Below are 26,754 nucleotides of genomic sequence, written 5' to 3'. Positions count from 1 at the left end.
GATCGCACAGCATGACAGGGGGTGCCGGTCGTGGCGTGAATCACCTGATCCACTGCTCCCAGCACTCTTACCTGCCGGTAGATTCAGAGCCTCCCGAACGATCAAGTCTGAAACTTGTTCTAGATTAGCGTCCCGTCGTAGTCTCGCGGGACATCGCAGGCAGAAGGGGGCCCGGAGTGACCGCTGAGGCCAGTCAGGCGGGGTCCCGGCACGACCTCGCGGCCGACGGCGAACGACCGCTCAACATCGCGCTCCTCACCTATAAGGGGAACCCGTTCTGCGGGGGCCAAGGCGTCTACGTACGGCATCTCTCACGGGAGCTGGCCCGCCTCGGCCACCGCGTCGAGGTGATCGGGTCCCAGCCGTATCCGGTGCTCGACGAGGGCCACGACGACCGGCTCTCCCTCACCGAACTGCCCAGCCTCGACCTCTACCGCCAGCCCGACCCCTTCCGCACGCCCGGACGCGACGAGTACCGGGACTGGATCGACGCGCTGGAAGTCGCGACCATGTGGACCGGCGGCTTCCCCGAGCCGCTGACCTTCTCCCTGCGCGCTCGCCGCCATCTGCGCGCCCGCCGCGGCGAGTTCGACGTCGTGCACGACAACCAGACCCTCGGATACGGGCTGTTGGGAGACGTCGGCGCACCCCTCGTCACCACCATCCACCACCCCATCACCGTCGACCGGCAGTTGGAGCTGGACGCCGCCGAAGGATGGCAGCGGCGGTACTCCGTGCGCCGCTGGTACGCGTTCACCCGGATGCAGAAGCGCGTCGCGCGCCGGCTGCCGTCCGTGCTCACCGTCTCCGGCACCTCCCGCCAGGAGATCGTCGACCACCTCGGCGTCCGCGACGACCGGATCCACGTCGTCCACATCGGCGCCGACACCGACCTGTTCTCGCCCGACCCGTCCGTCGCCGTCGTACCGGGCCGGATCGTGACGACGTCCAGCGCGGACGTGCCGCTCAAGGGCCTGGTCTTCCTCGTCGAGGCGCTGGCGAAGGTGCGCACCGAGCACCCGGGCGCCCATCTCGTCGTCGTCGGCAAGCGCCCCGCCGAGGGCCCGGTCGCCCAGGCGATCGAGCGGTACGGCCTCGAAGGCGCCGTCGAGTTCGTCAAGGGCATCTCCGACGCCGAACTCGTCGACCTGGTGCGCTCGGCCGAGGTCGCCTGCGTGCCGTCCCTGTACGAGGGCTTCTCGCTGCCCGCCGCCGAGGCCATGGCCACCGGGACACCGCTCGTCGCCACCACCGGCGGGGCGATCCCCGAGGTCGCCGGACGGGACGGGGAGACCTGCCTCGCCGTACCGCCGGGCGACGCGGGCGCGCTGGCGGCCGGGCTCGGCCGGCTGCTGGGCGACGCCGGCCTGCGCGCACGGCTCGGCGCGGCCGGACGGCAGCGGGTGCTGCGGAACTTCACCTGGGCGCGGGCGGCCGAAGGGACCGTGGCCCGGTACCGCGAGGCCATATCCGGGGGCGCCCGTCGGCCCGCGTACCCGGTGCCCCAAGATGTTGACGTCGTCTCCCCGGCGTCGGACGCATCCCGCGCGTCCGGCACACCCCGGGCGTCCGACGCCTCCCGAGCATCCGAAGCAACCGACGCATCCGATCGCGAAAGCAGGGCCACGTGCTGACCGTCGACTTCTCCCGGTTCCCGCTCGCGCCGGGCGACCGAGTCCTGGACCTCGGCTGCGGGGCCGGCCGGCACGCCTTCGAGTGCTACCGGCGCGGCGCCCAGGTCGTGGCCCTCGACCAGAACGGCGAGGAGATCCGCGAGGTCGCCAAGTGGTTCGCGGCGATGAAGGAGGCCGGCGAGGCACCGGAAGGGGCCACCGCGACGGCCATGGAGGGCGACGCCCTCGCCCTGCCCTTCCCCGACGAGTCCTTCGACGTCGTCATCATCTCCGAGGTCATGGAGCACATCCCGGACGACAAGGGCGTCCTCGCGGAGATGGTCCGCGTCCTCAGGCCCGGCGGCCGGATCGCCATCACCGTCCCGCGCTACGGCCCCGAGAAGGTCTGCTGGACGCTCTCCGACGCCTACCACGAGGTCGAGGGCGGCCACATCCGCATCTACAAGGCGGACGAACTCCTCGCCAAGATCCGCGAGGCGGGACTGAAGCCCTACGGCACCCATCACGCGCACGCGCTGCACTCGCCGTACTGGTGGCTGAAGTGCGCGTTCGGCGTCGACAACGACAAGGCGCTGCCGGTACGGGCGTACCACAAGCTGCTGGTCTGGGACATCATGAAGAAGCCGCTGGCCACCCGGGTCGCCGAGCAGACGCTGAACCCGCTGATCGGCAAGAGCTTCGTGGCGTACGCGACCAAGCCCCACCTCCCGCAGGTGGCTGACCGGTGACCACCCCCCGGACAGAACACCTCGTCCTGCCCGGGGTCCTCACCGCCGAGCAGGCCGCCACGACCGTCGAAGGCATCCTCGCCGTACAGCGGGAGGACGGCGCGATCCCCTGGTTCCGGGGCCATCATCTCGACCCGTGGGACCACACCGAGGCCGCCATGGCCCTGGACGCGGCGGGCGAGCACGAGGCCGCCGAACGCGCCTACCTGTGGCTGGCCCGGCACCAGAACGAGGACGGCTCCTGGTACGCGGCCTACGCCGACGGGGACTTCGACGACGTCACCGACCGGGGCCGCGAGTCGAACTTCGTCGCCTACATCGCCGTAGGCGTCTGGCATCACTACCTCTCGACCGGCGACGACACCTTCCTGGACCGCATGTGGCCGGCCGTCTACGCGGCCGTCGAGTGGGTGCTGCGGCTGCAGCAGCCCGGCGGGCAGATCGGCTGGCGCCGCGACGACGACGGCACCCCCACCGCGGACGCGCTGCTCACCGGCTCCTCCTCGATCCACCAGGCGCTGCGCTGCGCGCTGGCGATCGCCGAGCAGCGCGAGGAGGCGCAGCCGGACTGGGAACTGGCGGCGGGCGCGCTGCGGCACGCCATACGGCGCCACCCCGAGCGGTTCCTCGACAAGGACCGCTACTCGATGGACTGGTACTACCCGGTGCTGGGCGGCGCGTTGACGGGCGCGGACGCCAAGTCCCGTATAGAGGCGGACTGGGACCGGTTCGTCGTCCCCGGGCTAGGGGTGCGCTGTGTCGTGCCCAACCCGTGGGTCACCGGCGGGGAGTCGGCCGAACTCGCCCTGGCCCTGTGGGCGATGGGCGAGTCCGACCGCGCGCTGGAGATCCTGCAGTCCATCCAGCACCTGCGGGACACGGAGTCCGGGCTGTACTGGACCGGCTACGTCTTCGAGGACGAGGCGATCTGGCCGCAGGAGCTGACCACATGGACGGCGGGATCGCTGCTGCTGGCCGTCGCCGCGCTGGGGGGTCATGAGGCCACGTGTGCGGTGTTCGGCGGTGAACACCTGCCGCTGGGCCTGGACCCCGACTGCTGCGGGTAGCCTCCGGCGGGTGGGGGCGCCTGAGAACTCGGGTGTGCGGGTCGGACGGCGGGTGCGGGCCGCGAGTGGCTGCTCGCGCCCCGCGCCGGGGCCGTATATCGATCCAGCCCCGCGCCCCTTCAGGGGCGCTTCAGTGGCGGTGGACTCGATTGGCGATCGCGTGTCCCACGAACAGGTACACCACCGCCGCCAAGCCGTACCCGGCCACCACCCTCGCCCACGCCTCGTCGAACGTGAACAGATCGTGCGACCAGCCCGCCAGCCAGCGGGCCACGTCGTGGACGAACTGCACGAAGTCGTTGCCGCGGTTGGCGTCCAGCAGGTACATCAGGATCCACAGACCCAGGATCAGGGCCATGACGTCGGCCACCACGGCGATCACCGTGCCGGCCTGGTTCGCACCGTTGCGATATCGAGGGGACATGCCCGACGGGTAGCCCTCGCGGCACCTCCGAAACCTGCTCTCCGAGGGGCCGTCATTTCGCTCCCGTTGGGATGGATTTGATCCTTCCGGGGGGACTGTTCGAAGGGGTCCTCGATGATCCTGCCCCCTTGAGGGGGGAGAGGACGTCCGGCGACCCCGACGACCCGTTCCGCCGGGTCTCCTCACCTCACCGAAAGGACCGTCCCTGCGGGGGAAGTGAGCCGAGGGCTCCACGCATCGCCGAGGGCTCTATGCGTTGAGGTCGGCCAGCACCCGCAGCGTGTCCGGGTCCGGCGCCACCACCAGCAGGTCCGTCACCGGGCCCTTGCGCCAGGACTCCAGCCGCTCCGCGATCCGCTCCCGCGGGCCCACCAGCGAGATCTCGTCGGCGAACGCGTCCGGCACGGCCAGCACGGCCTCCTCCCGCCGCCCCGCCAGGAACAGCTCCTGGATCCGCCGCGCCTCCTCCTCGTACCCCATGCGACCCATCAGATCGGCGTGGAAGTTACGGGTGGCGTGCCCCATGCCGCCGATGTAGAAGCCGAGCATCGCCTTGACGGGCAACAGCCCCTCGGACACATCGGCACAGACCCTGGCCCGGACGAGGGGAGCGACGACGAACCCGTCCCGCACCTCGGCGACCCCCGGCCCGTACGCGTCCGGCCGGCTCGGCGACCAGTACAACGGCAGCCACCCGTCGGCGATCCGCACGGTCTGTGCCACGTTCCTCGGCCCCTCCGCACCGAGCAGCACCGGCAGATCGGCCCGGAGGGGATGAGTGATGGACTTCAGCGGCCGGCCGAGCCCGGTTCCGTCCGGGCCGCGATAGGGCTGCGGATGGAAGCGCCCGTCCAGCTCCACCGGCGCCTCCCTCGCGAACACCTGCCGTACGACGTCCACGTACTCCCGGGTCGCGGTCAGCGGGGACTTCGGGAACGGCCGCCCGTACCAGCCCTCCACGACCTGCGGGCCCGACAACCCGAGCCCCAGCATCATCCGTCCGCCGGAGAGGTGGTCCAGGGTGAGGGCGTGCATGGCGGTGGTCGTGGGGGAGCGGGCCGCCATCTGCGCAACGGCCGTCCCCAGCCTGATCCTTGAGGTCTGCGCCGCGATCCAGGTGAGCGGCGTGAAGGCGTCCGACCCCCACGACTCCGCCGTCCACACCGAGTCGTACCCCAGCCGCTCCGCCTCCCGCGCCAGCTCCACATGGCCGGGGGAGGGGCCACGACCCCAGTAACCGAGCGCGAGACCGAGCCGCATACCTGCCTCCTGACGATCCGTCAGATACGGGGGCTGCGACTGTACGGCAACGGCCCCCCCGCCCGGAAGGGCGAGGGGCCGTTCACGCAGGTGCACGGGCCTGCTGGCTCAGCCGCGCTGGATACCGGAGGTGTCCCGCAGAACACCCCGACGACCGTCCTGCGTCTGGGCGATCAGACCCTGGGCGCCCTGCTCGACCGCGAGATACCAGGTGCCCGGCGCCAGCTCCGCGATCGGCATCGGCGCGCCGTCCTCCGCGTACAGCGGACGCGGCACCGGCACCGCGAACCAGAACGGCGAGAAGTCCGGCGCCGGCGGCTGCGCGACCGGACCCGGCTGCGCGCCGAACGGCTGACCCTGCTGCGGCTGACCACCGAAGGCCGTCGGCTGCTGCGCACCCGGGTAGCCGTAACCGGCGGGCGGCTGCCCGCCGTAGGGCTGGGGCTGCGGGGGCTTCGGAGCCGGGATGAGGCCCGCCTGCAGGGCGGGGACGAGAGGCGTGGCGACGGCCGCGGCAGCCATGAGCAGAGTGGCGATGAGGGCGATGATCAGGCCGGTGCCCGCGGACGGGGCACCGGAGCTGTCACCGATGTTGTCCAGGCCGCCGACCGGGTCGATGACGTTGCCTAGGGCGCTCCACGCGGCGAACAGCGCGAACGCGACGCCGAAGGGGCCGAGCTCCAGGCCGACGACCTTGCGGGGCTGCGGCAGAGCGCGCGAGACGACGACGAGCGCGGCACCGATGAGGCCCGCCAGGACGACACTGAGCAGGACCGGTCCGCTCGACCACAGGCTCGGGATGTCGATGCTGTCGGAAACGCCGTCGTACGAGTAGTTGTCGAGGAACGACGCGATGAACAGCAACACCGCTGCTCCGATCACCACGCCGTCGCCTCGAGTGAGGGAGCGGATATTCACTTCAAGGTCCTTCGGTCAGTCGTCTCGTCATCGGTACGTCCGGTAGAGGCGTCGCTGTCACCATGTCGCCATCAGGCCCCGGTGTGAAGCGCGGGGGTGCCCCCTGATCGTAGGGACGACACTATCGTCCACGCGATCGGACTGTCCGCCGGGATCAGCGCGCGGATCACTACCCCCGCAGGAAACTCACGATTCCCTCAGAGATCCCTTGCGCCGCCTTCTGCCTCCAGGCGCCGCTGGTCAGCAGTGCCGCGTCCTTGGTATCGCGCATGTTGCCGCACTCGATGAACACCTTGGGAACCGTTGACAGATTGAGACCGCCCAGGTCCTGACGCGTGACGAGTCCGGTGCCGTCGCCGATGTAGTTGGACGGCGAACTGCCCGTGCTGCGCGCGAAGTCGTCCGCGATCAGCTTCCCGAGGTCCTTCGACGGGGCGACGATCGCACGGGTGTCGGCGGCGCCCTCGTGCACCGAGGCCGGCAGGATCACATGGAAGCCCCGGTTGCCCTCCGCGGAACCGTCGGCGTGGATCGACACCACCGCGTCCGCGTGCGCCGCGTTCCCGATCCGGGCCCGCTCGTCCACACACGGCCCGAACGGCCGGTCCCCGTCCTGCGTCAGCTTCACCGTCGCGCCCTGCTCCCGCAGCAACGTCCGCAGCCGGTGCGCCACGTCCAGCGTGAACCTCGCCTCGCTGTACCCCGAGTCGGTGGACGTCCCCGTGGTGTCGCACTCCTTCCGGTTGGTGCCGATGTCCACCTTGCGGTTGATCTCGGCGGTGTGCTGGGAGTTGGTGACGTTGTGGCCGGGGTCGATGACGACGACCTTGCCCTTGAGGGGGGCGGCCTCCTGACTGGGGGAGGCGGAGAGGGTGCCGGGGGTGTCGGAGGAGCCGGAGCCGGAGTCGGACGGTGAGCCGAGGCTGCCTGTCGGGGTCCCCGCCCCCACCCCCGCCCCCGCCGCCCCGTTCGATCCGCCGTCCCCGCCGCTCTCCGCACCGCCCAGCGTCTCGTACGCCAGCCACCCCAGCAGCGCCCCGGGCACCAGCGCGGCCAGCGCCACGGTCAGCGGGCGGCGCAGCGGCGAGCGGCGGGGACGCGGGGAGCCGTAGGGGTCGTACGGGTCCGTGGGGCCGAAGGGGTCGGAGTGCGGGCCGGAGTAAGACACGCCTGCCACCCTAACGGCACCCCCGCCCAGGCTCAGGAGACCGCGGCCCGGGGGCTGCGGGGTGCCGCCCGGCGGCCTGGCCGCCCCGCCGGTGGCAGTCCCGCTATCCCGTCACCTCCGCCGACTTGTACGCGGTGCCCTGCGGCGCCAGGCAGACGAACCAGTTGTACGGGGAGCTCTCGGTCGTACGGATGGTGGGCTCGTCGTCGTTGATGCCGGCGTCCGCGGGGCCCCTGCGGACCTCGGTCTTCGTGCCGTCCTTCCAGGTGCAGGCCACCCGCTGGACGGTCTTGGCCACATAGCCGATCACCAGACGGTCGGGCCCTTCGCCGGTCGGGGTGAGCGGGAACGCGACGGCGTTGGCGTCCTTGCCCGACACGGTGTCGCCCTCTTCGGTCAGACCCTGCAGGATCAGATGCTCCCAGCCGATGCTGTTCTCCCCGGTGCCGCGGTGGATGAAGTAGGCGCTCTTGCCGACCAGCTCGGCGGGCGTTTTCACGCCGACCGGGGCCTCGCCGTACTCCGCCATCGCCTTCATCAAGGACCGGGCGTCCCGCACGTCGACGGGCGCCGGCCAGACGTCGAGGGTGACCTGCCACTTCTTGCCCCCGTCGGTGCCGGCCGCGAGGGTGACCCTGCTCTGCGGCTGGAACGGTGTCGCGGTCTCGGTGACGGCCGGCTGTGTCGCCGGGGGCGCCGCCCGGTCCTGGTCCCCAGGCAGCCCGGTCAGCGCCAGCGCCCCCGTGGAGCCCGCGGCCACCAGGGTCGTGGCCGCGGCCACCGCCCAGCGGCGGGCCCTGCGGCGGCGGCCGCCGCGGATCAGTGCCTGGGTGGGGGCTATACCGATCTCGACCTCGTCCGCGGCGTCGGCCAGCAGGAGGGCGATGTCGTGGTGTGTCATGTGGTGGTTCGTCTCCCGGTCCGCGCTCATCACTTCCGCCCTCCGTGCGTCACCATGTCGGCCAGTGCCGGTATGGCGCGCAGTTTCGCGAGCCCCTTGGCCGCGTTGCTCTTCACCGCGCCGACCGAGCAGCCCATCGCCTCGGCCGTCTGTGTCTCGGTCAGGTCCTCCCAGTACCGAAGGACCACCGCCTCTCGCTGTCGTGGCGGCAGCTCGGCCAGTGCCTTGAGCAGGGCGTGGCGGTCGTCGGCCTGGGCGATGCGGTCGCCGGTGTCGGCGATCTCGTGGGCCAGGCCCTCGTCGTCGTCCCTCGGGGCGAGGAACTCGCGCAGTTTCCTGCGGTACCTGCGGGCATGCGCGTTTATCATCACGCGCCGTACGTATGCCTCCGGGTCGTCGGCCGAGGCGACTCTGCGCCAGGCCGCGTAGACCTGTTCGAGTGTCGTCTGGACCAGGTCCTCGGCGGCGTGCTGCTCCCCCGTGAGAAGAAACGCCGTGCGCATCAGCCGCGGCCAGCGGCTGATGACGAAGGCCTGGTACTCGCTGTCCCTGGCCTGCTTCAGATCCCCCATGTGCTCCTCCTAGATAAACAATGGAGGCCATGAGGGGCCCGGATCGTTGCCTCGGACGGCGGGCGGGTGTGCGGAGATCTTCCGGTGTCGGGCGGAGGCCCGGTGCGCGGAGATCTTCCGGTGTCGGGCGGAGGCCCGGTGCGCGGACCCGGGCTTCAGGCGGAGGCCGGCTGCGGGGAGGCCTTCCGAGGCAGCCACACCAGCATCAGCACCGCTCCGGCCAGCAGCACTCCCGTGCCGGTGCGGAACGCCAGCGCGTACCCCTCCGTCAGTGCCTGCGGGGTGCCGCTGCCGTCCGTGCGGGCCGCCGCGAGGGTCGAGAGCACCGCGAGGCCCAGTGAGCCGCCCATCGTGCGGGAGGTGTTGACCAGGCCCGACACCAGGCCGGCCTCGCCCGGCGCGGCTCCGGAGGTGGCCAGAGCGGCGAGCGGGGTGGACGACAGGCCCGCGCCCAGCATCATCAGCACGCCCGGCAGCATGATCCCGGTGACGTACCCGGCGTCCGCGCTCATCGTCGACTGCCAGCCGAAGCCGGCCGCCGCGATCAGCGTGCCCAGCACGGCCACATTGCGGGCGCCGGCCGTCCGCATCGCGCGGGGCGCGAGCTTGGAGCCGAGGACGATCGCCAGCGAGCTGGGCACCAGGGCGAGTCCGGCGTCCAGCGGGTCGTAGCCGAGCACGTTCTGCGCGTACAGCGTCATGAAGAACCACATCGAGAACATCGCCGAACCGCACACGAACATCGCCGCGTTCGCCGCCGACACCGACCGCAGCCGGAACAGCCCGAGCGGCATCAGCGGGGAGGCCGTGCGGGCCTCGACGGCGAGGAACAGCCCGATCAGCGCGAGCCCGGCGGCCAGCGGGACGAGGGTCGCGGGCGCCGTCCACCCCTCGGCCTCCGTCTGTGAGACGCCGTAGGCCAGGGTGGCGAGGCCGGCGGTGACCAGCAGGGCGCCGGGGAGGTCCAGACGCCGTCCGTCGCCGGCCCGGCTCTCGGTCAGCCGGCGCAGGGAGCCGGCCAGGACCACCGCCCCCACCGGCACGTTGATCAGCAGCACCCAGCGCCACGACATCAGGTCGACCAGCGCCCCGCCGACCAGCCCGCCCGCCGCTCCGCCGCCCGCGCCGACCGCCGTCCAGGTCGCGATCGCCCGGGCCCGCGCGGCGCCCTCGGGGACGGCGGAGGTGACGATCGTCAGCGTCGACGGGGCGAGCACCGCCGCGCCCAGGCCCTGCACGGCCCGCGCGAGCAGCAGCTGCCAGCCCTCCTGGGCGAGCCCTCCGGCCAGGGAGGCCAGGGTGAACAGGGCGAGCCCGGTCAGGAACATCCGCTTGCGGCCGTAGAGGTCACCGGCCCGGCCGCCCAGCAGCATGAACCCGGCGAAGGCGATGGCGTACGCGTTCACCACCCATTGGAGTCCGGACGGGCTCGTCCCCAGGTCGGTCCGGATGGACGGCAGTGCCACGTTCACTACGGACACGTCCAGGACGACGAGGAACTGGCCGGCGCACGCGAGGGCGACCACCAGCCAGGTGGGGGCGGGGTTGCGGCGGGATGTCCGGGGGCGGGTGGTGTCGGCGGCTTCCAGCATGGGCGTCATGGTCTCAACCGGCTTGTGCCCCTTGCATCGGGATTTCGGCCTAGGGCTCCGGTCGGGGGGTCTCGCCCTCTGGGGTGTGAGTCAAGAGAAGTTAAAGAAATTGTTAGTAAGCCGAAGCATCGGAATAGTTGCCCATGCATACAGGTTCAGCTCCCACGTAACCCGAACCAGCCGCCCGGAGGCCCCCACCCCATGACGCCCACGACGACCGACCGGCCGACCCGCCAAGCAGGCGGAGCCGTCGTCCCGGTGCTCGCCTTCGCGGGCATCGTGGTCGCGGTGATGCAGACCCTGCTCGTCCCGGTCATCAAGGACCTCCCGCAACTGCTGGACACCGCGCCCAGCAACGCCACCTGGGTCCTGACCTCCACCCTGCTGTCGGGTGCCGTGGCCACCCCGATCATGGGCCGCCTCGGCGACCTGTACGGCAAGCGGCGCATGCTCATCCTCAGCCTCGCCGTGATGGTCGTCGGCGCGCTGGTCAGCGCCCTCACCAGCGCCCTGCTCCCGATGATCGTGGGCCGTACGCTCCAGGGCTTCGCGATGGGCGCGATACCGCTCGGCATCGGTCTGATGCGCGACATGCTGCCCAGGGAGCGGCTCGGCTCGGCGATGGCCCTGATGAGCTCCTCGATCGGCGTCGGCGGCGGCCTCGCGCTGCCCGCCGCGGCCCTGGTCGCCCAGCACGCCGACTGGCACGCCCTCTTCTACGGTGCCGCCGGCCTCGGCGCCCTCTCCATCGCCCTCACCCTCCTCGTCGTACCGGAGTCCCCGGCGCGTGCCGAGGGAACCTTCGACCTGCCGGGCGCGCTCGGCCTCTCCGCCGGCCTGGTCCTCTTCCTCCTCCCGATCACCAAGGGCAGCGACTGGGGCTGGACCTCCGGCACCACGCTCGGCCTGTTCGCCGCCTCCGCCGTCGTCCTCGTCCTGTGGGGCGTGATGGAGCTGCGCGTCGCGGCACCGCTGGTGGACCTGCGGACGACGGCCCGCCCCGCCGTCCTCTTCACCAACCTCGCCTCGATCATGGTCGGCGTCAGCTTCTACGTCGTCTCCCTCGTGCTGCCGCAGCTCCTCCAGCTGCCCACCGCCACCGGCTACGGCCTCGGCCAGTCCATGGTCGTCGCCGGTCTGCTCGTGGCGCCGCTCGGCCTGACGATGATGGTCACCGCGCCCGTCTACGCCCGGCTGTCCGCCAAGTACGGCCCCAAGGTCACCCTGATCATCGGCATGCTGATCATCGCGATCGGCTACGGCGCCGGCCTCGGCCTGATGAGCGCCGCCTGGCAGAGCCTCGTCATCGCGGTCGTGCTGGGAGCGGGCATCGGTCTCGCCTACTCCTCGCTGCCCGCCCTGATCGTCGGCGCGGTCCCGGCCTCCGAGACCGGCGCGGCCAACGGCCTCAACACCCTGATGCGGTCCATCGGTACGTCCGTGTCGAGCGCCGTCATCGGCATGGTGCTGGCCAACACCGCGAACACCGTGAACGGCGTCGCCGTCCCCACCATGCACGGCTTCCGCGTCTCCTTCCTGATCGCCACCGCCGCCGTCGCCGTCGGGCTGCTCCTCGCCCTCTTCCTGCCCCGGCAGCAGCGTCCGCCGGCTGCGCCGCAGCTGCGCTCCGGCAGCGAGGAGGCCCTGCGGGGCTTTCGCGGGCGGGTCCTGGATGCGGACGGTGTCCCGGTCGCCCGGGCCAAGGTCACTCTGATCGACCGTCGGGGTCGCCAGGCCGGCGCCACCGTCTCGGCCGAGGACGGCTCCTACACGCTCGCCGTCCCGACGCAGGGGGCGTATGTGCTGGCCGCGAAGGCCTCCGGGCACGGGCCGCTCGCGTCGTCCGCGTCCCACCATGGTGGGGAACGGGCGGTCGAGCTGGATCTCTCCTTGCCGGGCGAGGCGGTGACCGCGTAGCGCCTGCTCGGGTGCCGCCTCGCGCCGTACGGCGTCTGCGGCGGCGTTGTGGCTGGTCGCTCCCCCACTCTCGGCTTCGCTCGCGCGGGGGGACCCCCATCGCGGCGGAGCCGCAGGTCGGTACAGCCCCGCGCCCCTGAGGGCGCTACACGTACCCCCTGTCGACCGAGTGACAGGGGGTACGACAGCATGGGGCGCCGAGAGCGTCGTACGACCGAAAGGACCGCCATGCCCGCGGCCGCCCCCAAGCCCGAGATCCTGGCCGCGTTCGAGGCGGCGAAGGGCTTCATGCCCGTGGACGAGGGGCTCGCGCTGTATGCGGCCGCGGGGGAGGCCGGGCGGCTCGGGCTGCCGCTGCTGGAGGTCGGTACGTACTGCGGGCGCTCCACGGTGCTGCTCGCCGACGCGGCTCGTGAGGCCGGGGTCACCGCGCTCACCGTCGACCACCACCGGGGCAGCGAGGAGCAGCAGCCGGGCTGGGAGTACCACGACCCGGAGACCGTCGATCCCGAGCTCGGCCTGATGGACACGCTGCCCACCTTCCGCCGGACCCTCCACCGGGCCGGCCTCGAGGAGCACGTCGTCGCCCTGGTCGGCCGCTCCCCCCAGATCGCGAAGATCTGGAACTCGCCCCTCGGCCTCGTCTTCGTCGACGGCGGCCACACCGACGAGCACGCCACCGCCGACTACGAGGGCTGGGCCCCGCACCTCGCCGAGGGCGGCCTCCTCGTCATCCACGACGTCTTCCCGGACCCCGTCGACGAGTTCACCGGCCAGGCCCCCTACCGCGTCTACCTCCGCGCCCTGGAGTCCGGCGCCTTCATGGAGGTCTCGGACACCGGCTCGCTGCGGGTGCTGCGGCGCACGGGACCGGGGATCCAGGTGTATTGATCCGCACCTGTCCGTCTGCCGGCCGCTACAGCCAGCCCTGTCGGCGGGCCTCCCGCACTGCCTCCATGCGGTTGCGGGTGGCTGTCTTGCCGATGGCGGAGGAGAGGTAGTTGCGGACGGTGGATTCGGACAGGTGCAGTCGGGCGGCGATGTCGGCGACCGTGGCGCCGTCCGCCGAGGCCTTCAGGGCGTCGCACTCGCGGGCGGTGAGCGGGTTCGGGCCGGCGCCGAGCGCGGCCGCGGCGAGCGCGGGGTCGACGACCGTCTCGCCGGTCAGCACCCGGCGGATCGCCTCCGCCAGCTCCTCCACCGGACCGTCCTTGACCAGGAACCCGGCGGCTCCGGCCTCCATGGCCCGCCGCAGATAGCCGGGCCGGCCGAACGTCGTCAGGATCAGCACCCGGCAGTCGGGGGCCTCCTCGCGCAGTACGGCGGCGGCGTCCAGGCCGCTCATGCCGGGCAGTTCGATGTCGAGGAGGGCGACGTCCGGGCGGTGGATCAGCGCCATGTCCACGATCGCGTCCCCGGCGCCGACCTGTGCGACGACCTCGATGTCCGGCTCCATCCCCAGCAGCAGGGCCAGCGCCCCGCGCATCATGCCCTGGTCCTCCGCCAGCAGGACCCTGATGGATTTGGCGGGGCGGCGGTCACGGGGCATCTCGTTCACGGACCGGCCGTCGGGCGTGTCGTTCACGGCCTCAGCGTAGGGCCGGCCGGCAGGGACGGCACTCCCCCTGCGCGTGCGGAGGAACCGCTGGTCCCAGCCGCCCCCCGCGGCACCTGCGTCACCTCGGAGCTTGCCTCCACGGGGAGTTCCGCCGTCACCGTGAAGCCGCCGCGCGGACCCGGGCCCGCGGTCAGGGAGCCGCCGGCCGCGGCGAGGCGCTCGCGCAGGCCGGTGAGGCCCGTGCCGCCGCCGCTGCCGATCGCGCGGGCGTCCGAGCCGGCCTCGCCGCCGCCGGTGCCGCCCTCACCGGCGCCCGTGCCGTTGTCGGTGACCGTGAGCCGGACCCGCTCCGGCGAGCCCGACACCGCTATCCGGCAGCGGGTGGCGCCGCTGTGCCGGACGACGTTGGTGACCGCCTCGCGCACCACCCAGCCCAACAGGGCCGCCGTCTGCGGTTCCGTGGGAGCCCCCGACCGGCTGATGGACGGCTCGACGCCGGCCGCCGTCAGGGCGGAGCGGGCCCGGTCCAGCTCGGCGGCCAGACTGCCCTCGCGGTACCCGGTGACCGCCTCGCGTATCTCCGTCAGCGCCTGGCGGCCCACCGACTCGATGTCCGCGACCTGCGCGAGGGCCGCGTCCAGATGGCCGGGCGCCAGCCTGCGGGCCGCCTCCGACTTCACCACGATCACCGACAGGGTGTGCCCCAGCAGGTCGTGCAGATCGCGGGAGAAGCGCAGCCGCTCCTGCTCCACCGCCTGGCGGGCCAGCTCCTCGCGGGCGGCGCGCAGATCCCGTACAGCCTCGGAGAGGCTCAGGATCACGGCCGTCACGATCGTCGAGATCCACGTGGCGTAGGCGGTGTCGAGTCCGCCCCAGCCGTCGTGGGAGAAGGCGACCGCGCCCGCGACCAGGGCCAGGACGAGCCCCGCGATCCGCAGATGCCGGCCGCGCAGCGAGGCGCCCGTGGCGAGACCGAGCAGCGGGAAGAACAGCACCCAGCTGCCGCCGTACCCGAGGGCGAGCCCGCAGGTCACCACCGCCATGATCGCCAGCGCCACCCGGGTGGAGACCGACTCCCGCTTCTCCTTCACGAACGCGCGGACGGCGACGTAGATGTAACAGGAGTTGAAGGTGAGCACGCCCAGGCCGCCGAGCAGCGGGTTGGGCGTCTCGCCCTGGAAGAGGTTGGAGAAGGCGCCCATCCCCAGCAGCAGCCAGGGCAGCAGGGCGAAGGGGTGGGGCGGCGGGCCCGGGGGCTCGCACTCCTTGTGCTCCGCGTCCGGCCATGCCCGCCTGCGCCACGCCTCCCGGTGGCAGGCGATCCCGCGCCGCCACTTCGACCAGAGCGTCCCCGACCTCGTCATCTCTGCTGCCCCCCGTCCCAGCGATGTCCACCTCTTCGACGTCTTCGACGCTACGGCTCCGGGCGGGCATCCGGCAGGCCCGGATGTCATCAACCGGGCAGTACAAATGTCACGGCCTCCCGCGCCGCGCCCACTGCGACACCGGCTTCTGACACCCCGTCAGGAGCCTTCACAACTGTCGAGCGCTCGGCTATACAGAGGGCGCCGGACTGGAACGCGTTCTAGATCGGCACCGCGACGGCCTCGGTGCGCCCGACGGTGCGGACGGTCGCACCGAGGTCTTGACCGGCCCGTGCCGGGCCCTAGGGGGTGTGGTGAAAGTCCCGCACAGCACCCGCGGCGCCCGGCACGCACCGGACACCGCGGGCACCGCACTGGACTTTCACCACACCCCCTAGCCGTGACCAGGGAGCCCCATGCCCATCGACGCAGCCAAGGCGCTCGCCGCCGAACCCCGCTCCGGCGAGATCTCCTGGACCCCGAAGGACGTCCAGCTCTACCACCTCGGCATCGGCGCCGGCATCCCCGCCACCGACCCCGACGAGCTGCGCTACACCCTGGAGTCCCGGCTGCACGTCCTGCCGAGCTTCGCCACCGTCGCGGGTGCCGGCTCACCCGGGGTGATCAGCGGACTGTCCATGCCCGGCGTCGAGGTCGACCTCGCCCGCGTCCTGCACGGCGGACAGCGCTTGGAGATCCACCGCCCCCTCCCGGCTCAGGGCCGGGCGACCGCCACCGGGCGCATCGCCGCCGTCCACGACAAGGGCAAGGCCGCCGTCCTCGTCATGCGCACCGAGGTCTCCGACGCCGACGGCCCGCTGTGGACCAACGACGCCCAGATCTTCGTCCGCGGGGAGGGCGGCTGGGGCGGCGACCGCGGCCCCTCCGCCCGCCTCGAACCGCCCACCCGAGCGCCCGACAGGGTCGTCGAACGGGCCGTCCGCGAGGATCAGGCCCTCCTCTACCGCCTCTCCGGCGACTGGAACCCGCTGCACGCCGACCCCGAGTTCGCGAAGCTCGCCGGCTTCGAGCGGCCCATCCTGCACGGACTGTGCACCTACGGGATCACCCTGAAGGCGGTCGTCGACACCCTGCTCGACGGCGACGTGACCCGGGTGCGGTCGTACGCCACCCGCTTCGCCGGGGTCGTCTTCCCCGGCGAGACCCTGCGCATCCGGATGTGGCGCGGGGAGGGCGAGGTGCGCGTCGCCGTGAGCGCCGTAGAGCGGGACGACGCGGCGGTCCTCGCCGACACCGTCGTAGAGCACTCCTGAACCACCCATTTCCGTCAGGGGAACCGCCCGTAAGGGGATCGAGGGGAGCCGCACCATGCGCGCAGCCGTACTGCACGAGATCGGCCAGGACAAACTGGAGGTCCTCGACGACGTCGAGGCGGTGGGCTTCGGCCCCGGCCGGGTCAGGATCCGGGTCCGGGCCACCGGGCTGTGCCACTCCGACCTCTCCGCGATGGGCGGGGTGCTGCCGCAGCCCGCGCCGTTCGTGCCCGGACACGAGGGCGCGGGCGAGATCCTGGAGGTCGGGGAGGGCGTCACCCGGGTGAAGCCCGGCGACCGGGTGGTGGTCTGCTGGCTGCCCGCCTGCGGCGCCTGTCCCGCCTGCAAGCGCGGCCAGACCGAACTGTGCCTGGCCGGGTTCATGAACGCCGGCACGCCCAACTTCCGCCGCACGAGCGGGGACATCTTCGGCTTCGCCGGGACCGGCACCTTCGCCGAGGAGGTCGTCGTCGACGCCGGCTGCGCCGTACCGATCCCCGACGACGTGCCCTTCGACATCGCCGCGCTCATCGGCTGCGGGGTGACGACCGGCCTGGGCGCCGCGCTCAACACCGCCGACGTGGAGGCCGGTTCGTCCGTCGCCGTCATCGGCTGCGGCGGCGTCGGCATCTCCGCGATCCAGGGCGCGCGACTCAAGGGCGCCGCCGAGATCGTCGCCGTCGACCCCGTCGCCTCACGCCGCGAGGCCGCCCTCAGGTTCGGTGCCACACAGGCGGTGGCACCGGAGGAGCTGCCCGGGGCGAAGCAACTGGTCACCGGCGGCGAGGGATTCGACTACGTCTTCGAGGTCGTCGGCCGCTCCGCCACCGCCCGCACCGCCTACGAGAACACCCGGCGCGGCGGCACCCTCGTCGTCGTGGGCGCCGGAGCCATGGACGACTTCCTCCAGCTCAACATGTTCGAGCTGTTCTTCGACGAGAAGCGGATACTGCCCTCCATGTACGGCGGCGGCGACGTCCTGCGCTCCTACGAGCGGACCGTCGCCCTGTGGCGGGCCGGCCGGATCGACCTCGCCGGCCTGATCACCCACCGTGTCCCGCTCGCCGAGGTCAACGAGGCACTGGACCAGATGCGTACCGGTACCGCGCTGCGGACCTGCATCGAGATCTGAGGGGGCGCGACCGGATGGCACTGCCACTTGAGGGGCTGGCCGCGATCGTCACCGGTGCCGGGCGCGGGCTCGGGCGGGCCGAGGCGCTGGAGCTGGCCCGGCTGGGCGCGGCCGTCGTCGTCAACGACTACGGACAGCCCGGACGGGACGGCTCGGGCGAGGCCTCGGCCGCTCCGGCGGAGGAGGTCGCCGCGGAGATCCGGGCGGCGGGCGGTACCGCGCTCGTCCACACCGGGGACGTGTCCGACTTCCGGCAGGCCCGTGAGCTCGTCGAGGCGGCGATCGGGGAGTTCGGCAAGCTGGACGTCGTCGTCAACAACGCGGGCATCCTGCGCGACCGCATGGTCTTCTCCATGGCGGAGGAGGAGTGGGACTCGGTGATCCGGGTCCACCTCAAGGGCCACTTCAACACCACCCGCTTCGCCGCCGCGCACTGGCGGGAGCGGGCCAAGGCGGCGGGCGCCCCGGTGTACGGGCGGATCGTGAACACCTCTTCGGAGGCGTTCCTCGCGGGGTCGGCCGGACAGCCCAACTACGCGGCCGCGAAAGGCGGAATCGTCGGGCTCACGACCTCCACGGCCCTCGCGCTCGCCAAGTACGGCGTGACCGCCAACGCGATCTGCCCGCGCGCCCGCACCCGGATGACGGCGGACGTCTTCGCCGGGTTCGAGCAGCCGGGCGAGGGGCTCGACCCGCTCGCCCCCGAGCATGTCGCCCCGCTGGTCGGGTACTTGGCGTCACCGGCCGCCGCGCGGATCAACGGACAGCTGCTCGTCGTGCACGGCGGGATGGTCGCCGTCGTCGAACGGCCGCGGGTGCAGGCGAAGTTCGACAGCAAGGGGGACGTGTTCAGCTTCGAGGAGCTGGACTCCGTGCTCGGCGGGCACTACATGGACCGGCCGGCCGGGGAGACGTTCGCGGCGGCGGAGGTGCTGGGACTGCGACGGGGTTAGGGAAACCTCGGCGGGACCGGGCAGACGCCGGCGGGGTCAGGGAAACGTCGGCGGGTCAGGGAAATGTGAAGGGGCGCGACCGTCCATGGACGGTCGCGCCCCTTCGGCGTACTGTCAGGCAGCCGCCTCGGCCCTGTCCTCGGCCGGCTTGCGGTGCCGGCCGCTGGGAGTCGCCTCGCCCTCGTGGGACGAGACCGGGCCCCGGTGCCGGCCGTGACCGGCCGTCTCCTGGGCGTCCGCGGACAGCGGCTGCGTGGTGCTTGCGTCGCTCATCTGGTGAGTTCACCCCGTCAACATGATCTTTCGTACAGCCGGGCGAGTTTATCCGGCACACCATGGGGCGAATCCAGGCGGGCACGCCAACCGCAGCTAGTTCGTTACAAGTCGGCCGAGTGGGGCTTGTTGCAGGGGGACGGGACGAGGGGTGGCGGGCTCGCGGGGTGTGGTCGGTTCCGGTTGCGCGGGAGGCGAGTCGGGGGCGGATTCGGGGGTGGCCGTGGGGGGCGGTGGCGCGACCGGCGGGGTCAGCCGCGCCACCCCGCAGGGCTCGCTCTCCGTGGCGTACGGCAGCCGCAGGACGCCGTCCCGCGTCCACAGGCCGCTGCCCGCCAGCCAGCCCGCGGGAGCCGCGAGGTGGTGGAGCTGCCGTTCCGCGGGACGCCAGGTGCCGACCCAGCTGCCGAAGGGGCCGTCGATGCGCAGCGCCACGGCGCAGCGCTCCGGGAGCAGCATCTGGCCGGGCTGGATGGCGAACGGGGTGAGCGTGCAGTCGGGCAGGCGCAGGGACTCCGGGAAACGGACCGGCAGGGTGCTGCCGAGCACGCCCCAGCCCAGCCGGGACTCGCCGGGGGACGGGGCGTCCGAGCCGATCAGCAGCAGGCCGCTGTCGAGGTCGCCGAGCAGGAGGCGGTCGTCGCTGTCGGCGGCGATCTGCAGCAGCGGGGAGACCTCGCCGTCGCGCTCCAGGTCCACCACGATCGCCTTGGTCCGCCCGCCGACCTCACGGTCCAGGGCGAGCATGCGGCCCGTACGGTCCAGCCATACGCCGCCCGAGCAGCGGCCCGGGAGCTCGGCGAGGTGCTCGGGGCCGAAGGCGCCGCCGGCCACCAGCCACACGGCGGTGGTGTGCCGGCCCACGGCGAGGGCGTACGCGCGTTCGCCGCAGGGGGCCGGGGGGAGCAGGCGCAGGCGGGTGCCCTCGTCCGGGCACTCCACGGCGCCCAGCGGGAGTTCGCCGGTGCCGGGGTCGGTGGGGTAGAGGAGGGAGAAGGTGTGCCGGTCCTGGACGAGCCGCCGTACCAGGACCCGGCCGTCGGACAGGGGCTGCACCTCCGTGCCGGGCTCCTCCGGCTGGTTGGCGGGGAGCGGTACGGCGTAGGGCTCGGGGCCGTCGAGGGTCCAGCGCTCCGGGAACCAGGCGTCGGGGTGGGGGCCGCGGGTGAGGCGGGCGGCGTAGGCGCCGTCCGTGGTGATCACGCAGGGTGTGGGGGAGTCGGGCGGTGTGTGGTCCTCGTCGCCGTCCGTCTCGTCCGTACCGGCGTCCGCTCTGTCCTCCGCGGTGGGTTCGATCGCACAGGCCGTCATGGTTCGGTCACCTCCGGCGACGAAGCTAGTTTTCGTATGCGCGGGGGTGGAAGCGGGGGGCGGGGGCTTCCCTCGTAAGAGTGGTGCAGAAGCGATTCGCCTGAGGTGGGTGCGGGGGGTGTGCATCTTTGGGCGTCCCACCGGCAGGGGACCGGCGGTGGCCGCACCGCGCCGGTGCTGCCCCGCAGAAGGGCCAGGTAGCCTTGCCCCGTGCCCCGTCTGTCTGAAGTCATCGCCGCTCTGGAGAACCTGTGGCCCGCCGAGCGGGCCGAGTCCTGGGACGCGGTCGGTACCGTCGTGGGGGAGCCTGGCCAGGACGTCTCCCGGGTGCTGTTCGCCGTCGACCCGGTGCAGGACGTCGTAGAGGAAGCGGTGAAGCTGGGCGCCGATCTGCTCGTCACCCACCACCCGCTCTACCTCCGGGGGACCACCACCGTCGCCGCCTCCACCTTCAAGGGGCGGGTCGTGCACACCCTCATCAAGAACGACATCGCCCTGCACGTCGCCCACACCAACGCCGACACCGCCGACCCGGGCGTGAGCGACGCCCTCGCCGGCGCCCTCGACCTGCGCGTCGCACGGCCCCTCGTGCCGGACGCGAGCGACCCCGAGGGGCGGCGCGGCCTCGGCAGGATCTGCGAGCTCGACCACCCGCTCACCGTCCGCGAGTTCGCCGCCCGCGCCGCCGAGCGGCTGCCCGCCACCGCGCAGGGCATCCGGGTCGCGGGGGACCCGGAGGCGGTCGTACGGACCGTCGCCGTCAGCGGCGGCTCCGGGGACAGCCTCTTCGAGTACGTCCGTGCCGCCGGCGTCGACGCCTTCCTCACCGCGGACCTGCGCCACCACCCCGCCTCCGAAGCCCGCGCCCACAGTCCTCTCGCGCTGCTCGACGCGGCGCACTGGGCCACCGAGTGGCCCTGGTGCGAGCTGGCCGCGAGCCAGCTCGACGAGATCTCCGACCGGAACGGATGGGGCCTGCGGGTCCACGTCTCCCGCCTGGTCACCGACCCCTGGACCGCCCACGCGGCGTCCAGCCCCACCTCTAGCGCAATGGGAGCCCCCAACTGAACGCCGCGCCCGCCGACCAGATCCGTCTTCTCGACGTCCAGGCCCTCGACGTCCGTCTGCAGCAGCTCGCGCACAAGCGGCGGTCGCTGCCCGAGCACGCCGAGATCGAGTCGCTGACCAAGGATCTGACGCAACTGCGCGACCTGCTCGTGGCCGCGCAGACCGAGGAGAGCGACACCGCCCGCGAGCAGACCAAGGCCGAGCAGGACGTGGACCAGGTGCGCCAGCGCGCCGCCCGCGACCAGCAGCGCCTCGACTCCGGCGCGGTCACCTCCCCCAAGGACCTGGAGAACCTCCAGAAGGAGATCGTCTCCCTCGCCAAGCGCCAGGGCGACCTCGAGGACGTCGTCCTGGAGGTCATGGAGCGCCGCGAGGCCGCGCAGGAGCGGGTCGCCGAGCTGACCGAGCGCGTCGGCGCCGTGCAGGGGAAGATCGACGACGCGACCGCGCGCCGGAACGCCGCCCTCGAGCAGCTCGACGGCGAGGCCGCCACCGTCACCAAGGAGCGCGAGGTCATCGCCGGGTCCGTCCCCGCCGACCTGCTCAAGCTGTACGACAAGCTGCGTGAGCAGCAGGGCGGCATCGGCGCCGCCAAGCTGTACGCGCGCACCTGCCAGGGCTGCCGCCAGGAGCTCGCCATCACCGAGCTCAACGAGGTCCGCAAGGCCGCGCCCGACACGGTCGTCCGGTGCGAGAACTGCCGTCGGATCCTGGTGCGTACGTCGGAATCCGGTCTGTAAGGGGTCTGCGGGTGCGGGAGTTCATCGTCGAGGCCGACGGCGGGTCGCGGGGCAACCCGGGGCCCGCGGGCTACGGCAGCGTGGTCGTCGACGCGGCGACGGGCGAGACGCTCGTCGAGCGCGCCGAGTACATCGGGGTGGCCACGAACAACGTGGCCGAGTACCGGGGTCTGCTGGCCGGCCTGCGCGCCGCCCGGGAGCTCGACCCGTCGGCCACGGTGCGCGTCCGGATGGACTCCAAGCTCGTCGTCGAGCAGATGTCGGGCCGCTGGAAGATCAAGCACCCCGACATGAAGCCGCTGGCCGCGGAGGCCGCCCGGGTCCTGCCGCCCGGGCAGGTCACCTACGAGTGGATCCCGCGCGAGCAGAACAAGCACGCCGACCGCCTCGCCAACGAGGCGATGGACGCGGGCCGGCGCGGTGAGCAGTGGGACCCGGCCGCGTCCCGCGCCGCGCTCGACGCCGCCGCGGCCACCAGGGCCGTACCGGAGCCGTCCGGTCCTCCCGGAGACGCGGCGGCGGGCGCGGCGAAGGCCCGCGAGGCACTGGCCCAGGCCCGCCCGACGGGCGCGACGACCGCCGACCGTGACCTGCGTGCGGCCCGTACCGTCGCCACCCCGGCCACTCGAACGGAAACCACGGAGACCATGGGATCCACGGAAACCCAGGGAGCCTCGGACGCCACGGGCTCGACGACCGCCAAGCCCTCCGTCGGCTGGGGCGCCGCCCCCGACCTCGGTGCTCCCGCCACCTTCGTCCTGCTCCGGCACGGCGAGACCCCCCTCACCCCGCAGAAGCGATTCTCCGGCAGCGGCGGCACCGATCCCTCCCTCTCCGACGTCGGCCGGGAGCAGGCCGAGCGGGTCGCGGCCGCGCTCGCCCGGCGCGGGACGATCCAGCACATCCTCGCCTCCCCGCTCACCCGCACCCGCGAGACCGCCGGCGCCGTCGCCGCCCGCCTCGGTCTGGAGGTCACGATCGAGGAAGGGCTGATCGAGACCGACTTCGGCGCCTGGGAGGGACTCACCTTCGGCGAGGTCCGGGAGCGCTACCCCGACGACCTGAACAAGTGGCTCGCCGACCCCGAGGCCGAACCCACCGGCGGCGGCGAGAGCTTCGCGGCCACCGCCACCCGCATCGCCGCCACCCGCGACAAACTGGTCGCGGCGTACGCGGGCCGCACGGTCCTGCTGGTCACCCACGTGACCCCGATCAAGACGTTCGTACGGCTCGCCCTGGGCGCCCCGCCCGAGTCGCTGTTCCGCATGGAACTCTCGGCGGCCTCGCTCTCGGCGGTGGCGTACTACGCCGACGGCAACGCCAGCGTCCGCCTCTTCAACGACACGTCCCACCTGCGGCCCTGAGGGACGAGGCGGCGCGCGCCAGGCCCTCGATCCGCTGCCAGTCCCGCGCCGCCACCGCGTCCGCCGGAACCATCCAGGTCCCGCCCACGCACGCCACGTTGGGCAACGCCAGATAGTCGGCCACGTCGGCGGGACCGATCCCGCCCGTCGGGCAGAAGCGGGCCTGGGGGAGCGGCCCGGCGAGCGACGTCAGATACGCCGTCCCGCCGGCCGCCTGAGCCGGGAAGAACTTCATCTCCCGCACCCCGCGCTCCAGCAGCGCCACCACCTCGGACGTGGTCGACACCCCCGGCAGGAACGGCAGCCCCGAGGCCCGCATGGCCGTCAACAGGACGTCCGTCCAGCCGGGGCTCACCAGGAACCGCGCCCCCGCCGCCGCGCACGCCGTCACCTGCTCCGGCGTGATCACGGTCCCGGCCCCGACCACGGCCTCCGGGACCGCCCCGGAGATCTCCCGGATCGCTTCCAGCGCGACCGGCGTGCGCAGCGTGACCTCGATCGCGGGCAGCCCGCCCGCCACCAGCGCCCGCGCCAGCGGTACGGCGGCGGAGACGTCGTCGAGGACCACCACGGGCACGACGGGGGCCAGATCCAGTACCGAGGCAGCCGGAGGGGAGGGCAGGGGTGAGGTCATGGGCCTCATCCTGCCCGCGCACTGCAGCACGCGCAAAGGTCGTTGCGCATGTTGCAATCACCCTGATGGGGTCGCTGGTATGGCCTCAGTGCACCTCGTCCACCAGCACATCCAGCGTCCAGGCCGTCCCCGCCCGCGCCGGCTCCCGCACCTCCACCACATACCCGAGCTCCCGCAGCGCCTCCACCAGCTCCGCCGGCCCCTTCGGCGCGATCCCCGCCGTGAGCAGACTCCGTACGATCCGCCCCTTCGTCGCCTTGTTGAAGTGGCTGACCACCTTCCGGGTCGGCGCGTGCAGCACCCGCACGGTCGCCGTCCGCGCGGCCACCTCGCCCCTCGGCTTCCACGCCGACGCGTACGCCGCCGACCTCAGGTCGAGCACCAGCCCGTCCCCGGCCACCCCGGGCAGCACGGCCGCCATCGGCGTACGCCAGTGCGCGCCCAGCGCTCCGAGCCCCGGCAGCTTCACCCCCATCGAGCAGCGGTACGACGGGATCCGGTCCGTCACCCGGACGGCACCCCACAGCCCCGAGAACACCAGCAGCGACCGGGCCGCGCGCTTCTTGGCCGCCGCGTCCAGGGAGGCCAGGTCGAGGGCGTCGTACAGGACACCCGTGTAGATCTCCCCGGCCGGCCGCGCGCCCGCCGTCGGCAGCTCCGCGTTCTTCGCCAGCTCGCCGCGCAGTCCCTCACTCAGCCCGAGCACCTCGCGCGCCTTCTCCTCGTCACCGGCGCACAGCTCGACCAGCTCGCCGAGCACGGCCTCCCGGGCGGCCGTCAGCCCCGGCAGGGTCAGCGACTCCAGCTTCAACGGCGCGCCACGACCGGACGAGGCCTTTCCCTCGGAGGGCGGCAGCAGGACAAGCACAGGGTCTCCTTCTGTTGAGCTCTGCGACAGCGTACGGCGTGCCGCTTGCCGACCCCGGTCCTACGCTCATTGCATGCCCCGCCGCCACATTCGCGTGACCGGTGCCCCCGACGCCCCGCTCCGGGCCGCGTTCACCGCGCTGCGTGCCGAACTCGGGGTGCCGGTCGCCTTCCCGCTCGGTGTGCTCACCGAGGCGGAGCGCGCCGCGAAGGCCCCGGCGCTGCCGGGACACGACGCCACCGACATCCCCTTCCTCACCATCGACCCGCCCGCCGCCACCGACCTCGACCAGGCGCTGCACCTCTCCCGGCAGGGCACCGGCTTCCGCGTCCGGTACGCCATCGCCGACGTCGCCGCCTTCGTCGTACCCGGCGGGCCGGTGGACGCCGAGGCCCACCGCCGGGTGACCACCCTCTACTTCCCCGACGGAAAGGTCCCGCTGCACCCGGCCGTACTGAGCGAGGGCGCCGCGAGCCTGCTGCCCGGCCGGGACCGGCCGGCCGCCCTGTGGACCGTCGACCTCGACGCGGACGGCCGTACCCTCGCCGTCGACCTCCACCGCGCCCTCGTCCGCAGCCGGGCCAGGCTCGACTACGCGGAGGTACAGCGGCAGATCGACGACGGGACGGCGGAGGAGCCCCTGCGACTGCTCGCCACCGTGGGCCGACTGCGCGAACGCCTCGAAGCGGACCGCGGGGGGATCTCGCTCAACGTGCCCGAGCAGGAGGTCGTCCAGCGGGACGACCACTCCTACGAGCTGACGTACCGCGCCCCGCTCCCCGCCGAGGGCTGGAACGCCCAGCTCTCGCTCCTCACCGGAATGGCGGCGGCCGACCTCATGCTGGCCTCGGGCGCCGGCGTCCTGCGCACACTGCCCGCCGCCCCCGACGGCGCGGTCGGCCGGCTGCGCCGCACCGCGCACGCCCTGCACATCGACTGGCCGCACCACGTCTCGTACGCCGCACTCGTCCGTTCCCTGGACCCGCACCGCCCCGCCCACGCGGCCTTCCTCCAGGAGTGCACGACCCTGCTGCGGGGCGCCGGCTACACCGTCTTCCGCGACGGAGAACTCCCGCCCATCACCACCCACTCCGCCGTCGCCGCCCCCTACACCCACTGCACGGCCCCGCTCCGCCGCCTCGCCGACCGCTACGCCACCGAGCTGTGCCTCGCCGCCGTCGCGGGCGAGTCCCCGCCCGACTGGGTGCTCACCGCACTGGACGCCCTGCCGAAGGAGATGGCCGAGGGCGGGCGGCGCGCGAACGCGGTCGAGCGGGCCTGCGTCGACATCGTCGAGGCCGCGCTGCTCAGGGACCGGGTGGGGGAGGTGTTCGACGGATACGTGGTGGACGTCGACGAGCGGCGCCCGACCGTCGGGACCGTCCAACTGGAGTCCCCGGCGGTCATCGGCCGCGTCGACGGCGACCGCCTGCCCCTCGGCGAACGGCTCCGCGTCCGCCTCACCGAGGCCGATCCGGCGGGACCGGCGGTGCGCTTCACTCCCGCGTGAGAGCCGGCAGGAGAGCCTTGACGAGGCTGTCGGCGTCGTCGGCGTGCAGGCGCACGAGCGAGACCTCCCGGCGGCGGCCGAGGAACGTGAGATGAGGGACCGGGGCGTCGAGTTCGACGGTGACCGACGTCTGTGCGCCCACGGGGAGGTTCAGCTCGCCGTCGGCGGACTCGTGGGTGGCGCGCCGTTCGTGCCGTACCGCCGCAATGCGCTCCAGCGGGACGCGCAGCTCGACGTGGGCGGCGTGACGGACGCGCAGGACGTCGCCGTACAGGACATGCGGGCGGACCGTCCAGGCGGCGTACAGGCCGGCCACGAAGACGACCGTGTACAGGTCCAGGACCAGCACCACCCGGTGTGCGGTGGGCCAGTCGCGCAGCGGCACGGACATGGTGAACGTCTCGACGACGCACACGAACACCGACCCCGCCATCACCGTCCCCTGCCCCCCGGCGAGTTCTCCGATGCGCATGTCGTCCAGTAGAGAGGTTGACGTCGGGGCAAGGTCAAGCGTGGGCGTGGCA

The 26,754-nt window shown here is 72.8% G+C and carries 26 protein-coding genes; 12 read left to right on the top strand and 14 right to left on the bottom strand.

Annotation, left to right across the window (positions count from 1 at the left end; all coding sequences use genetic code 11):
• Positions 1 to 176: 176 nt before the first annotated feature.
• The 3 genes from ACIRF9_RS07585 to ACIRF9_RS07575 are packed head-to-tail and all read left to right on the top strand — an operon-like array spanning position 177 to position 3,429.
• A complete protein-coding gene (locus ACIRF9_RS07585) occupies positions 177 to 1,634 on the top strand; it encodes a glycosyltransferase family 4 protein (RefSeq protein WP_403817815.1) in 1,458 nt (485 codons plus the stop codon).
• Positions 1,628 to 2,362 carry a class I SAM-dependent methyltransferase gene (locus ACIRF9_RS07580; RefSeq protein WP_403817812.1) on the top strand — a complete coding sequence of 245 codons (735 nt, stop codon included), beginning with the start codon at positions 1,628 to 1,630 and terminating at the stop codon, positions 2,360 to 2,362. The genes ACIRF9_RS07585 and ACIRF9_RS07580 overlap by 7 nt, the downstream gene beginning before the upstream one ends.
• Entirely contained in the window at positions 2,359 to 3,429 is a 1,071-nt protein-coding gene (locus tag ACIRF9_RS07575) for a prenyltransferase (protein WP_403817809.1), read from the top strand. Before ACIRF9_RS07580 ends, ACIRF9_RS07575 begins: the two co-directional genes overlap by 4 nt.
• A gap of 130 nt (positions 3,430 to 3,559) precedes the next feature.
• On the opposite strand, the gene ACIRF9_RS07570 is transcribed toward ACIRF9_RS07575, so the two are convergent.
• The 7 genes from ACIRF9_RS07570 to ACIRF9_RS07540 all read right to left on the bottom strand — a co-directional run bounded on the left by ACIRF9_RS07570 (position 3,560) and on the right by ACIRF9_RS07540 (position 10,273).
• A complete protein-coding gene (locus ACIRF9_RS07570; protein WP_030797962.1) occupies positions 3,560 to 3,853 on the bottom strand; it encodes a hypothetical protein in 294 nt (97 codons plus the stop codon).
• Positions 3,854 to 4,102: 249 nt separating this feature from the next.
• The gene (locus ACIRF9_RS07565) at positions 4,103 to 5,113 is read right to left on the bottom strand and encodes an LLM class F420-dependent oxidoreductase (RefSeq protein WP_403817805.1); all 1,011 of its coding nucleotides are present in this window, start codon (positions 5,111 to 5,113) and stop codon (positions 4,103 to 4,105) included.
• A 108-nt stretch (positions 5,114 to 5,221) separates the two neighbouring features.
• Positions 5,222 to 6,031 carry a DUF5336 domain-containing protein gene (locus ACIRF9_RS07560; RefSeq protein WP_403817802.1) on the bottom strand — a complete coding sequence of 270 codons (810 nt, stop codon included), beginning with the start codon at positions 6,029 to 6,031 and terminating at the stop codon, positions 5,222 to 5,224.
• A gap of 169 nt (positions 6,032 to 6,200) precedes the next feature.
• Positions 6,201 to 7,199 (bottom strand): N-acetylmuramoyl-L-alanine amidase, encoded by a 999-nt coding sequence (locus ACIRF9_RS07555; RefSeq protein ID WP_403817799.1) that lies wholly within the window; start codon positions 7,197 to 7,199, stop codon positions 6,201 to 6,203.
• Positions 7,200 to 7,302: 103 nt separating this feature from the next.
• Complete coding sequence (locus ACIRF9_RS07550; protein WP_403817796.1) at positions 7,303 to 8,130, bottom strand: hypothetical protein; 828 nt, start codon at positions 8,128 to 8,130, stop codon at positions 7,303 to 7,305.
• Complete coding sequence (locus ACIRF9_RS07545; protein ID WP_403817793.1) at positions 8,130 to 8,672, bottom strand: SigE family RNA polymerase sigma factor; 543 nt, start codon at positions 8,670 to 8,672, stop codon at positions 8,130 to 8,132. The genes ACIRF9_RS07550 and ACIRF9_RS07545 overlap by 1 nt, the downstream gene beginning before the upstream one ends.
• A 155-nt stretch (positions 8,673 to 8,827) precedes the next feature.
• Complete coding sequence (locus ACIRF9_RS07540; protein ID WP_403817790.1) at positions 8,828 to 10,273, bottom strand: MFS transporter; 1,446 nt, start codon at positions 10,271 to 10,273, stop codon at positions 8,828 to 8,830.
• A 192-nt stretch (positions 10,274 to 10,465) separates the two neighbouring features.
• Between ACIRF9_RS07540 and ACIRF9_RS07535 the strand changes: the two genes are divergently transcribed.
• Both ACIRF9_RS07535 and ACIRF9_RS07530 read left to right on the top strand, forming a co-directional pair.
• Entirely contained in the window at positions 10,466 to 12,181 is a 1,716-nt protein-coding gene (locus ACIRF9_RS07535; RefSeq protein ID WP_403817787.1) for an MFS transporter, read from the top strand.
• Positions 12,182 to 12,409: 228 nt separating this feature from the next.
• Positions 12,410 to 13,072 (top strand): class I SAM-dependent methyltransferase, encoded by a 663-nt coding sequence (locus tag ACIRF9_RS07530; protein WP_403817785.1) that lies wholly within the window; start codon positions 12,410 to 12,412, stop codon positions 13,070 to 13,072.
• Positions 13,073 to 13,097: 25 nt separating this feature from the next.
• On the opposite strand, the gene ACIRF9_RS07525 is transcribed toward ACIRF9_RS07530, so the two are convergent.
• Together ACIRF9_RS07525 and ACIRF9_RS07520 are read right to left on the bottom strand one after the other, a co-directional pair.
• Entirely contained in the window at positions 13,098 to 13,730 is a 633-nt protein-coding gene (locus ACIRF9_RS07525; protein ID WP_403817973.1) for a response regulator, read from the bottom strand.
• A 32-nt stretch (positions 13,731 to 13,762) separates the two neighbouring features.
• Positions 13,763 to 15,103, bottom strand: a complete 1,341-nt coding sequence (locus ACIRF9_RS07520; protein ID WP_403817782.1) for a sensor histidine kinase — start codon at positions 15,101 to 15,103, stop codon at positions 13,763 to 13,765.
• A gap of 416 nt (positions 15,104 to 15,519) precedes the next feature.
• On the opposite strand from ACIRF9_RS07520, the gene ACIRF9_RS07515 reads away from it, so the two are divergent.
• Genes ACIRF9_RS07515 through ACIRF9_RS07505 form a run of 3 tightly spaced genes read left to right on the top strand, consistent with a single transcriptional unit; the run spans position 15,520 to position 18,462 of the window.
• The gene (locus ACIRF9_RS07515) at positions 15,520 to 16,377 is read left to right on the top strand and encodes a MaoC/PaaZ C-terminal domain-containing protein (RefSeq protein WP_403817779.1); all 858 of its coding nucleotides are present in this window, start codon (positions 15,520 to 15,522) and stop codon (positions 16,375 to 16,377) included.
• A gap of 55 nt (positions 16,378 to 16,432) precedes the next feature.
• Positions 16,433 to 17,509 (top strand): Zn-dependent alcohol dehydrogenase, encoded by a 1,077-nt coding sequence (locus tag ACIRF9_RS07510; protein ID WP_403817777.1) that lies wholly within the window; start codon positions 16,433 to 16,435, stop codon positions 17,507 to 17,509.
• A 14-nt stretch (positions 17,510 to 17,523) separates the two neighbouring features.
• Entirely contained in the window at positions 17,524 to 18,462 is a 939-nt protein-coding gene (locus ACIRF9_RS07505; RefSeq protein WP_403817774.1) for a 3-oxoacyl-ACP reductase, read from the top strand.
• A gap of 114 nt (positions 18,463 to 18,576) precedes the next feature.
• Here ACIRF9_RS07505 and ACIRF9_RS07500 read toward each other — a convergent pair whose 3' ends face one another.
• Positions 18,577 to 18,735: a hypothetical protein gene (locus ACIRF9_RS07500; protein ID WP_403817771.1), complete on the bottom strand. Its 159-nt coding sequence runs from the start codon at positions 18,733 to 18,735 to the stop codon at positions 18,577 to 18,579.
• Positions 18,736 to 18,831: 96 nt separating this feature from the next.
• Entirely contained in the window at positions 18,832 to 20,046 is a 1,215-nt protein-coding gene (locus tag ACIRF9_RS07495; RefSeq protein ID WP_403817768.1) for a hypothetical protein, read from the bottom strand.
• Between the two features lie 210 nt (positions 20,047 to 20,256).
• On the opposite strand from ACIRF9_RS07495, the gene ACIRF9_RS07490 reads away from it, so the two are divergent.
• From ACIRF9_RS07490 to ACIRF9_RS07480, 3 genes are read left to right on the top strand one after another with little or no spacing between them, the layout of a single operon-like run.
• Positions 20,257 to 21,114 carry a Nif3-like dinuclear metal center hexameric protein gene (locus ACIRF9_RS07490; RefSeq protein ID WP_403817765.1) on the top strand — a complete coding sequence of 286 codons (858 nt, stop codon included), beginning with the start codon at positions 20,257 to 20,259 and terminating at the stop codon, positions 21,112 to 21,114.
• Complete coding sequence (locus ACIRF9_RS07485; RefSeq protein WP_403817970.1) at positions 21,111 to 21,854, top strand: zinc ribbon domain-containing protein; 744 nt, start codon at positions 21,111 to 21,113, stop codon at positions 21,852 to 21,854. The genes ACIRF9_RS07490 and ACIRF9_RS07485 overlap by 4 nt, the downstream gene beginning before the upstream one ends.
• Before the next feature lie 11 nt (positions 21,855 to 21,865).
• Positions 21,866 to 23,218: a bifunctional RNase H/acid phosphatase gene (locus ACIRF9_RS07480; RefSeq protein ID WP_403817762.1), complete on the top strand. Its 1,353-nt coding sequence runs from the start codon at positions 21,866 to 21,868 to the stop codon at positions 23,216 to 23,218.
• Here ACIRF9_RS07480 and eda read toward each other — a convergent pair.
• Together eda and yaaA are read right to left on the bottom strand one after the other, a co-directional pair.
• The gene (eda, locus tag ACIRF9_RS07475) at positions 23,190 to 23,852 is read right to left on the bottom strand and encodes a bifunctional 4-hydroxy-2-oxoglutarate aldolase/2-dehydro-3-deoxy-phosphogluconate aldolase (protein WP_403817759.1); all 663 of its coding nucleotides are present in this window, start codon (positions 23,850 to 23,852) and stop codon (positions 23,190 to 23,192) included. The two genes, ACIRF9_RS07480 and eda, sit on opposite strands and share 29 nt — an antisense overlap.
• 85 nt (positions 23,853 to 23,937) lie before the next feature.
• Positions 23,938 to 24,720 carry a peroxide stress protein YaaA gene (yaaA, locus tag ACIRF9_RS07470; protein ID WP_403817756.1) on the bottom strand — a complete coding sequence of 261 codons (783 nt, stop codon included), beginning with the start codon at positions 24,718 to 24,720 and terminating at the stop codon, positions 23,938 to 23,940.
• 73 nt (positions 24,721 to 24,793) lie between these two features.
• On the opposite strand from yaaA, the gene ACIRF9_RS07465 reads away from it, so the two are divergent.
• A complete protein-coding gene (locus tag ACIRF9_RS07465) occupies positions 24,794 to 26,230 on the top strand; it encodes an RNB domain-containing ribonuclease (RefSeq protein ID WP_403817753.1) in 1,437 nt (478 codons plus the stop codon).
• On the opposite strand, the gene ACIRF9_RS07460 is transcribed toward ACIRF9_RS07465, so the two are convergent.
• On the bottom strand, positions 26,217 to 26,702 hold the full coding sequence (locus tag ACIRF9_RS07460; RefSeq protein ID WP_403817750.1) for a hypothetical protein: 486 nt from the start codon (positions 26,700 to 26,702) through the stop codon (positions 26,217 to 26,219). The genes ACIRF9_RS07465 and ACIRF9_RS07460 overlap by 14 nt on opposite strands.
• Between the last annotated feature and the right edge of the window lie 52 nt (positions 26,703 to 26,754).

This window comes from Streptomyces sp. NPDC096132 (assembly GCF_044763345.1).
Taxonomy (GTDB): Bacteria; Actinomycetota; Actinomycetes; order Streptomycetales; family Streptomycetaceae; genus Streptomyces.
This window is presented reverse-complemented; position numbering and strand designations above follow the sequence as displayed.

Coding starts and splice junctions, on each gene's coding strand:
- ACIRF9_RS07540 (WP_403817790.1), bottom strand. CDS start 10,273: ATGACGCCCATGCTGGAAGCCGCCGACACCACCCGCCCCCGGACATCC.
- ACIRF9_RS07550 (WP_403817796.1), bottom strand. CDS start 8,130: ATGAGCGCGGACCGGGAGACGAACCACCACATGACACACCACGACATC.
- ACIRF9_RS07500 (WP_403817771.1), bottom strand. CDS start 18,735: ATGAGCGACGCAAGCACCACGCAGCCGCTGTCCGCGGACGCCCAGGAG.
- ACIRF9_RS07525 (WP_403817973.1), bottom strand. CDS start 13,730: ATGCCCCGTGACCGCCGCCCCGCCAAATCCATCAGGGTCCTGCTGGCG.
- ACIRF9_RS07545 (WP_403817793.1), bottom strand. CDS start 8,672: ATGGGGGATCTGAAGCAGGCCAGGGACAGCGAGTACCAGGCCTTCGTC.
- ACIRF9_RS07510 (WP_403817777.1), top strand. CDS start 16,433: ATGCGCGCAGCCGTACTGCACGAGATCGGCCAGGACAAACTGGAGGTC.
- ACIRF9_RS07460 (WP_403817750.1), bottom strand. CDS start 26,702: ATGCGCATCGGAGAACTCGCCGGGGGGCAGGGGACGGTGATGGCGGGG.
- ACIRF9_RS07570 (WP_030797962.1), bottom strand. CDS start 3,853: ATGTCCCCTCGATATCGCAACGGTGCGAACCAGGCCGGCACGGTGATC.
- ACIRF9_RS07520 (WP_403817782.1), bottom strand. CDS start 15,103: ATGACGAGGTCGGGGACGCTCTGGTCGAAGTGGCGGCGCGGGATCGCC.
- ACIRF9_RS07515 (WP_403817779.1), top strand. CDS start 15,520: ATGCCCATCGACGCAGCCAAGGCGCTCGCCGCCGAACCCCGCTCCGGC.
- ACIRF9_RS07535 (WP_403817787.1), top strand. CDS start 10,466: ATGACGCCCACGACGACCGACCGGCCGACCCGCCAAGCAGGCGGAGCC.
- ACIRF9_RS07465 (WP_403817753.1), top strand. CDS start 24,794: ATGCCCCGCCGCCACATTCGCGTGACCGGTGCCCCCGACGCCCCGCTC.
- ACIRF9_RS07530 (WP_403817785.1), top strand. CDS start 12,410: ATGCCCGCGGCCGCCCCCAAGCCCGAGATCCTGGCCGCGTTCGAGGCG.
- ACIRF9_RS07505 (WP_403817774.1), top strand. CDS start 17,524: ATGGCACTGCCACTTGAGGGGCTGGCCGCGATCGTCACCGGTGCCGGG.
- ACIRF9_RS07565 (WP_403817805.1), bottom strand. CDS start 5,113: ATGCGGCTCGGTCTCGCGCTCGGTTACTGGGGTCGTGGCCCCTCCCCC.
- eda (WP_403817759.1), bottom strand. CDS start 23,852: ATGACCTCACCCCTGCCCTCCCCTCCGGCTGCCTCGGTACTGGATCTG.
- ACIRF9_RS07495 (WP_403817768.1), bottom strand. CDS start 20,046: ATGACGGCCTGTGCGATCGAACCCACCGCGGAGGACAGAGCGGACGCC.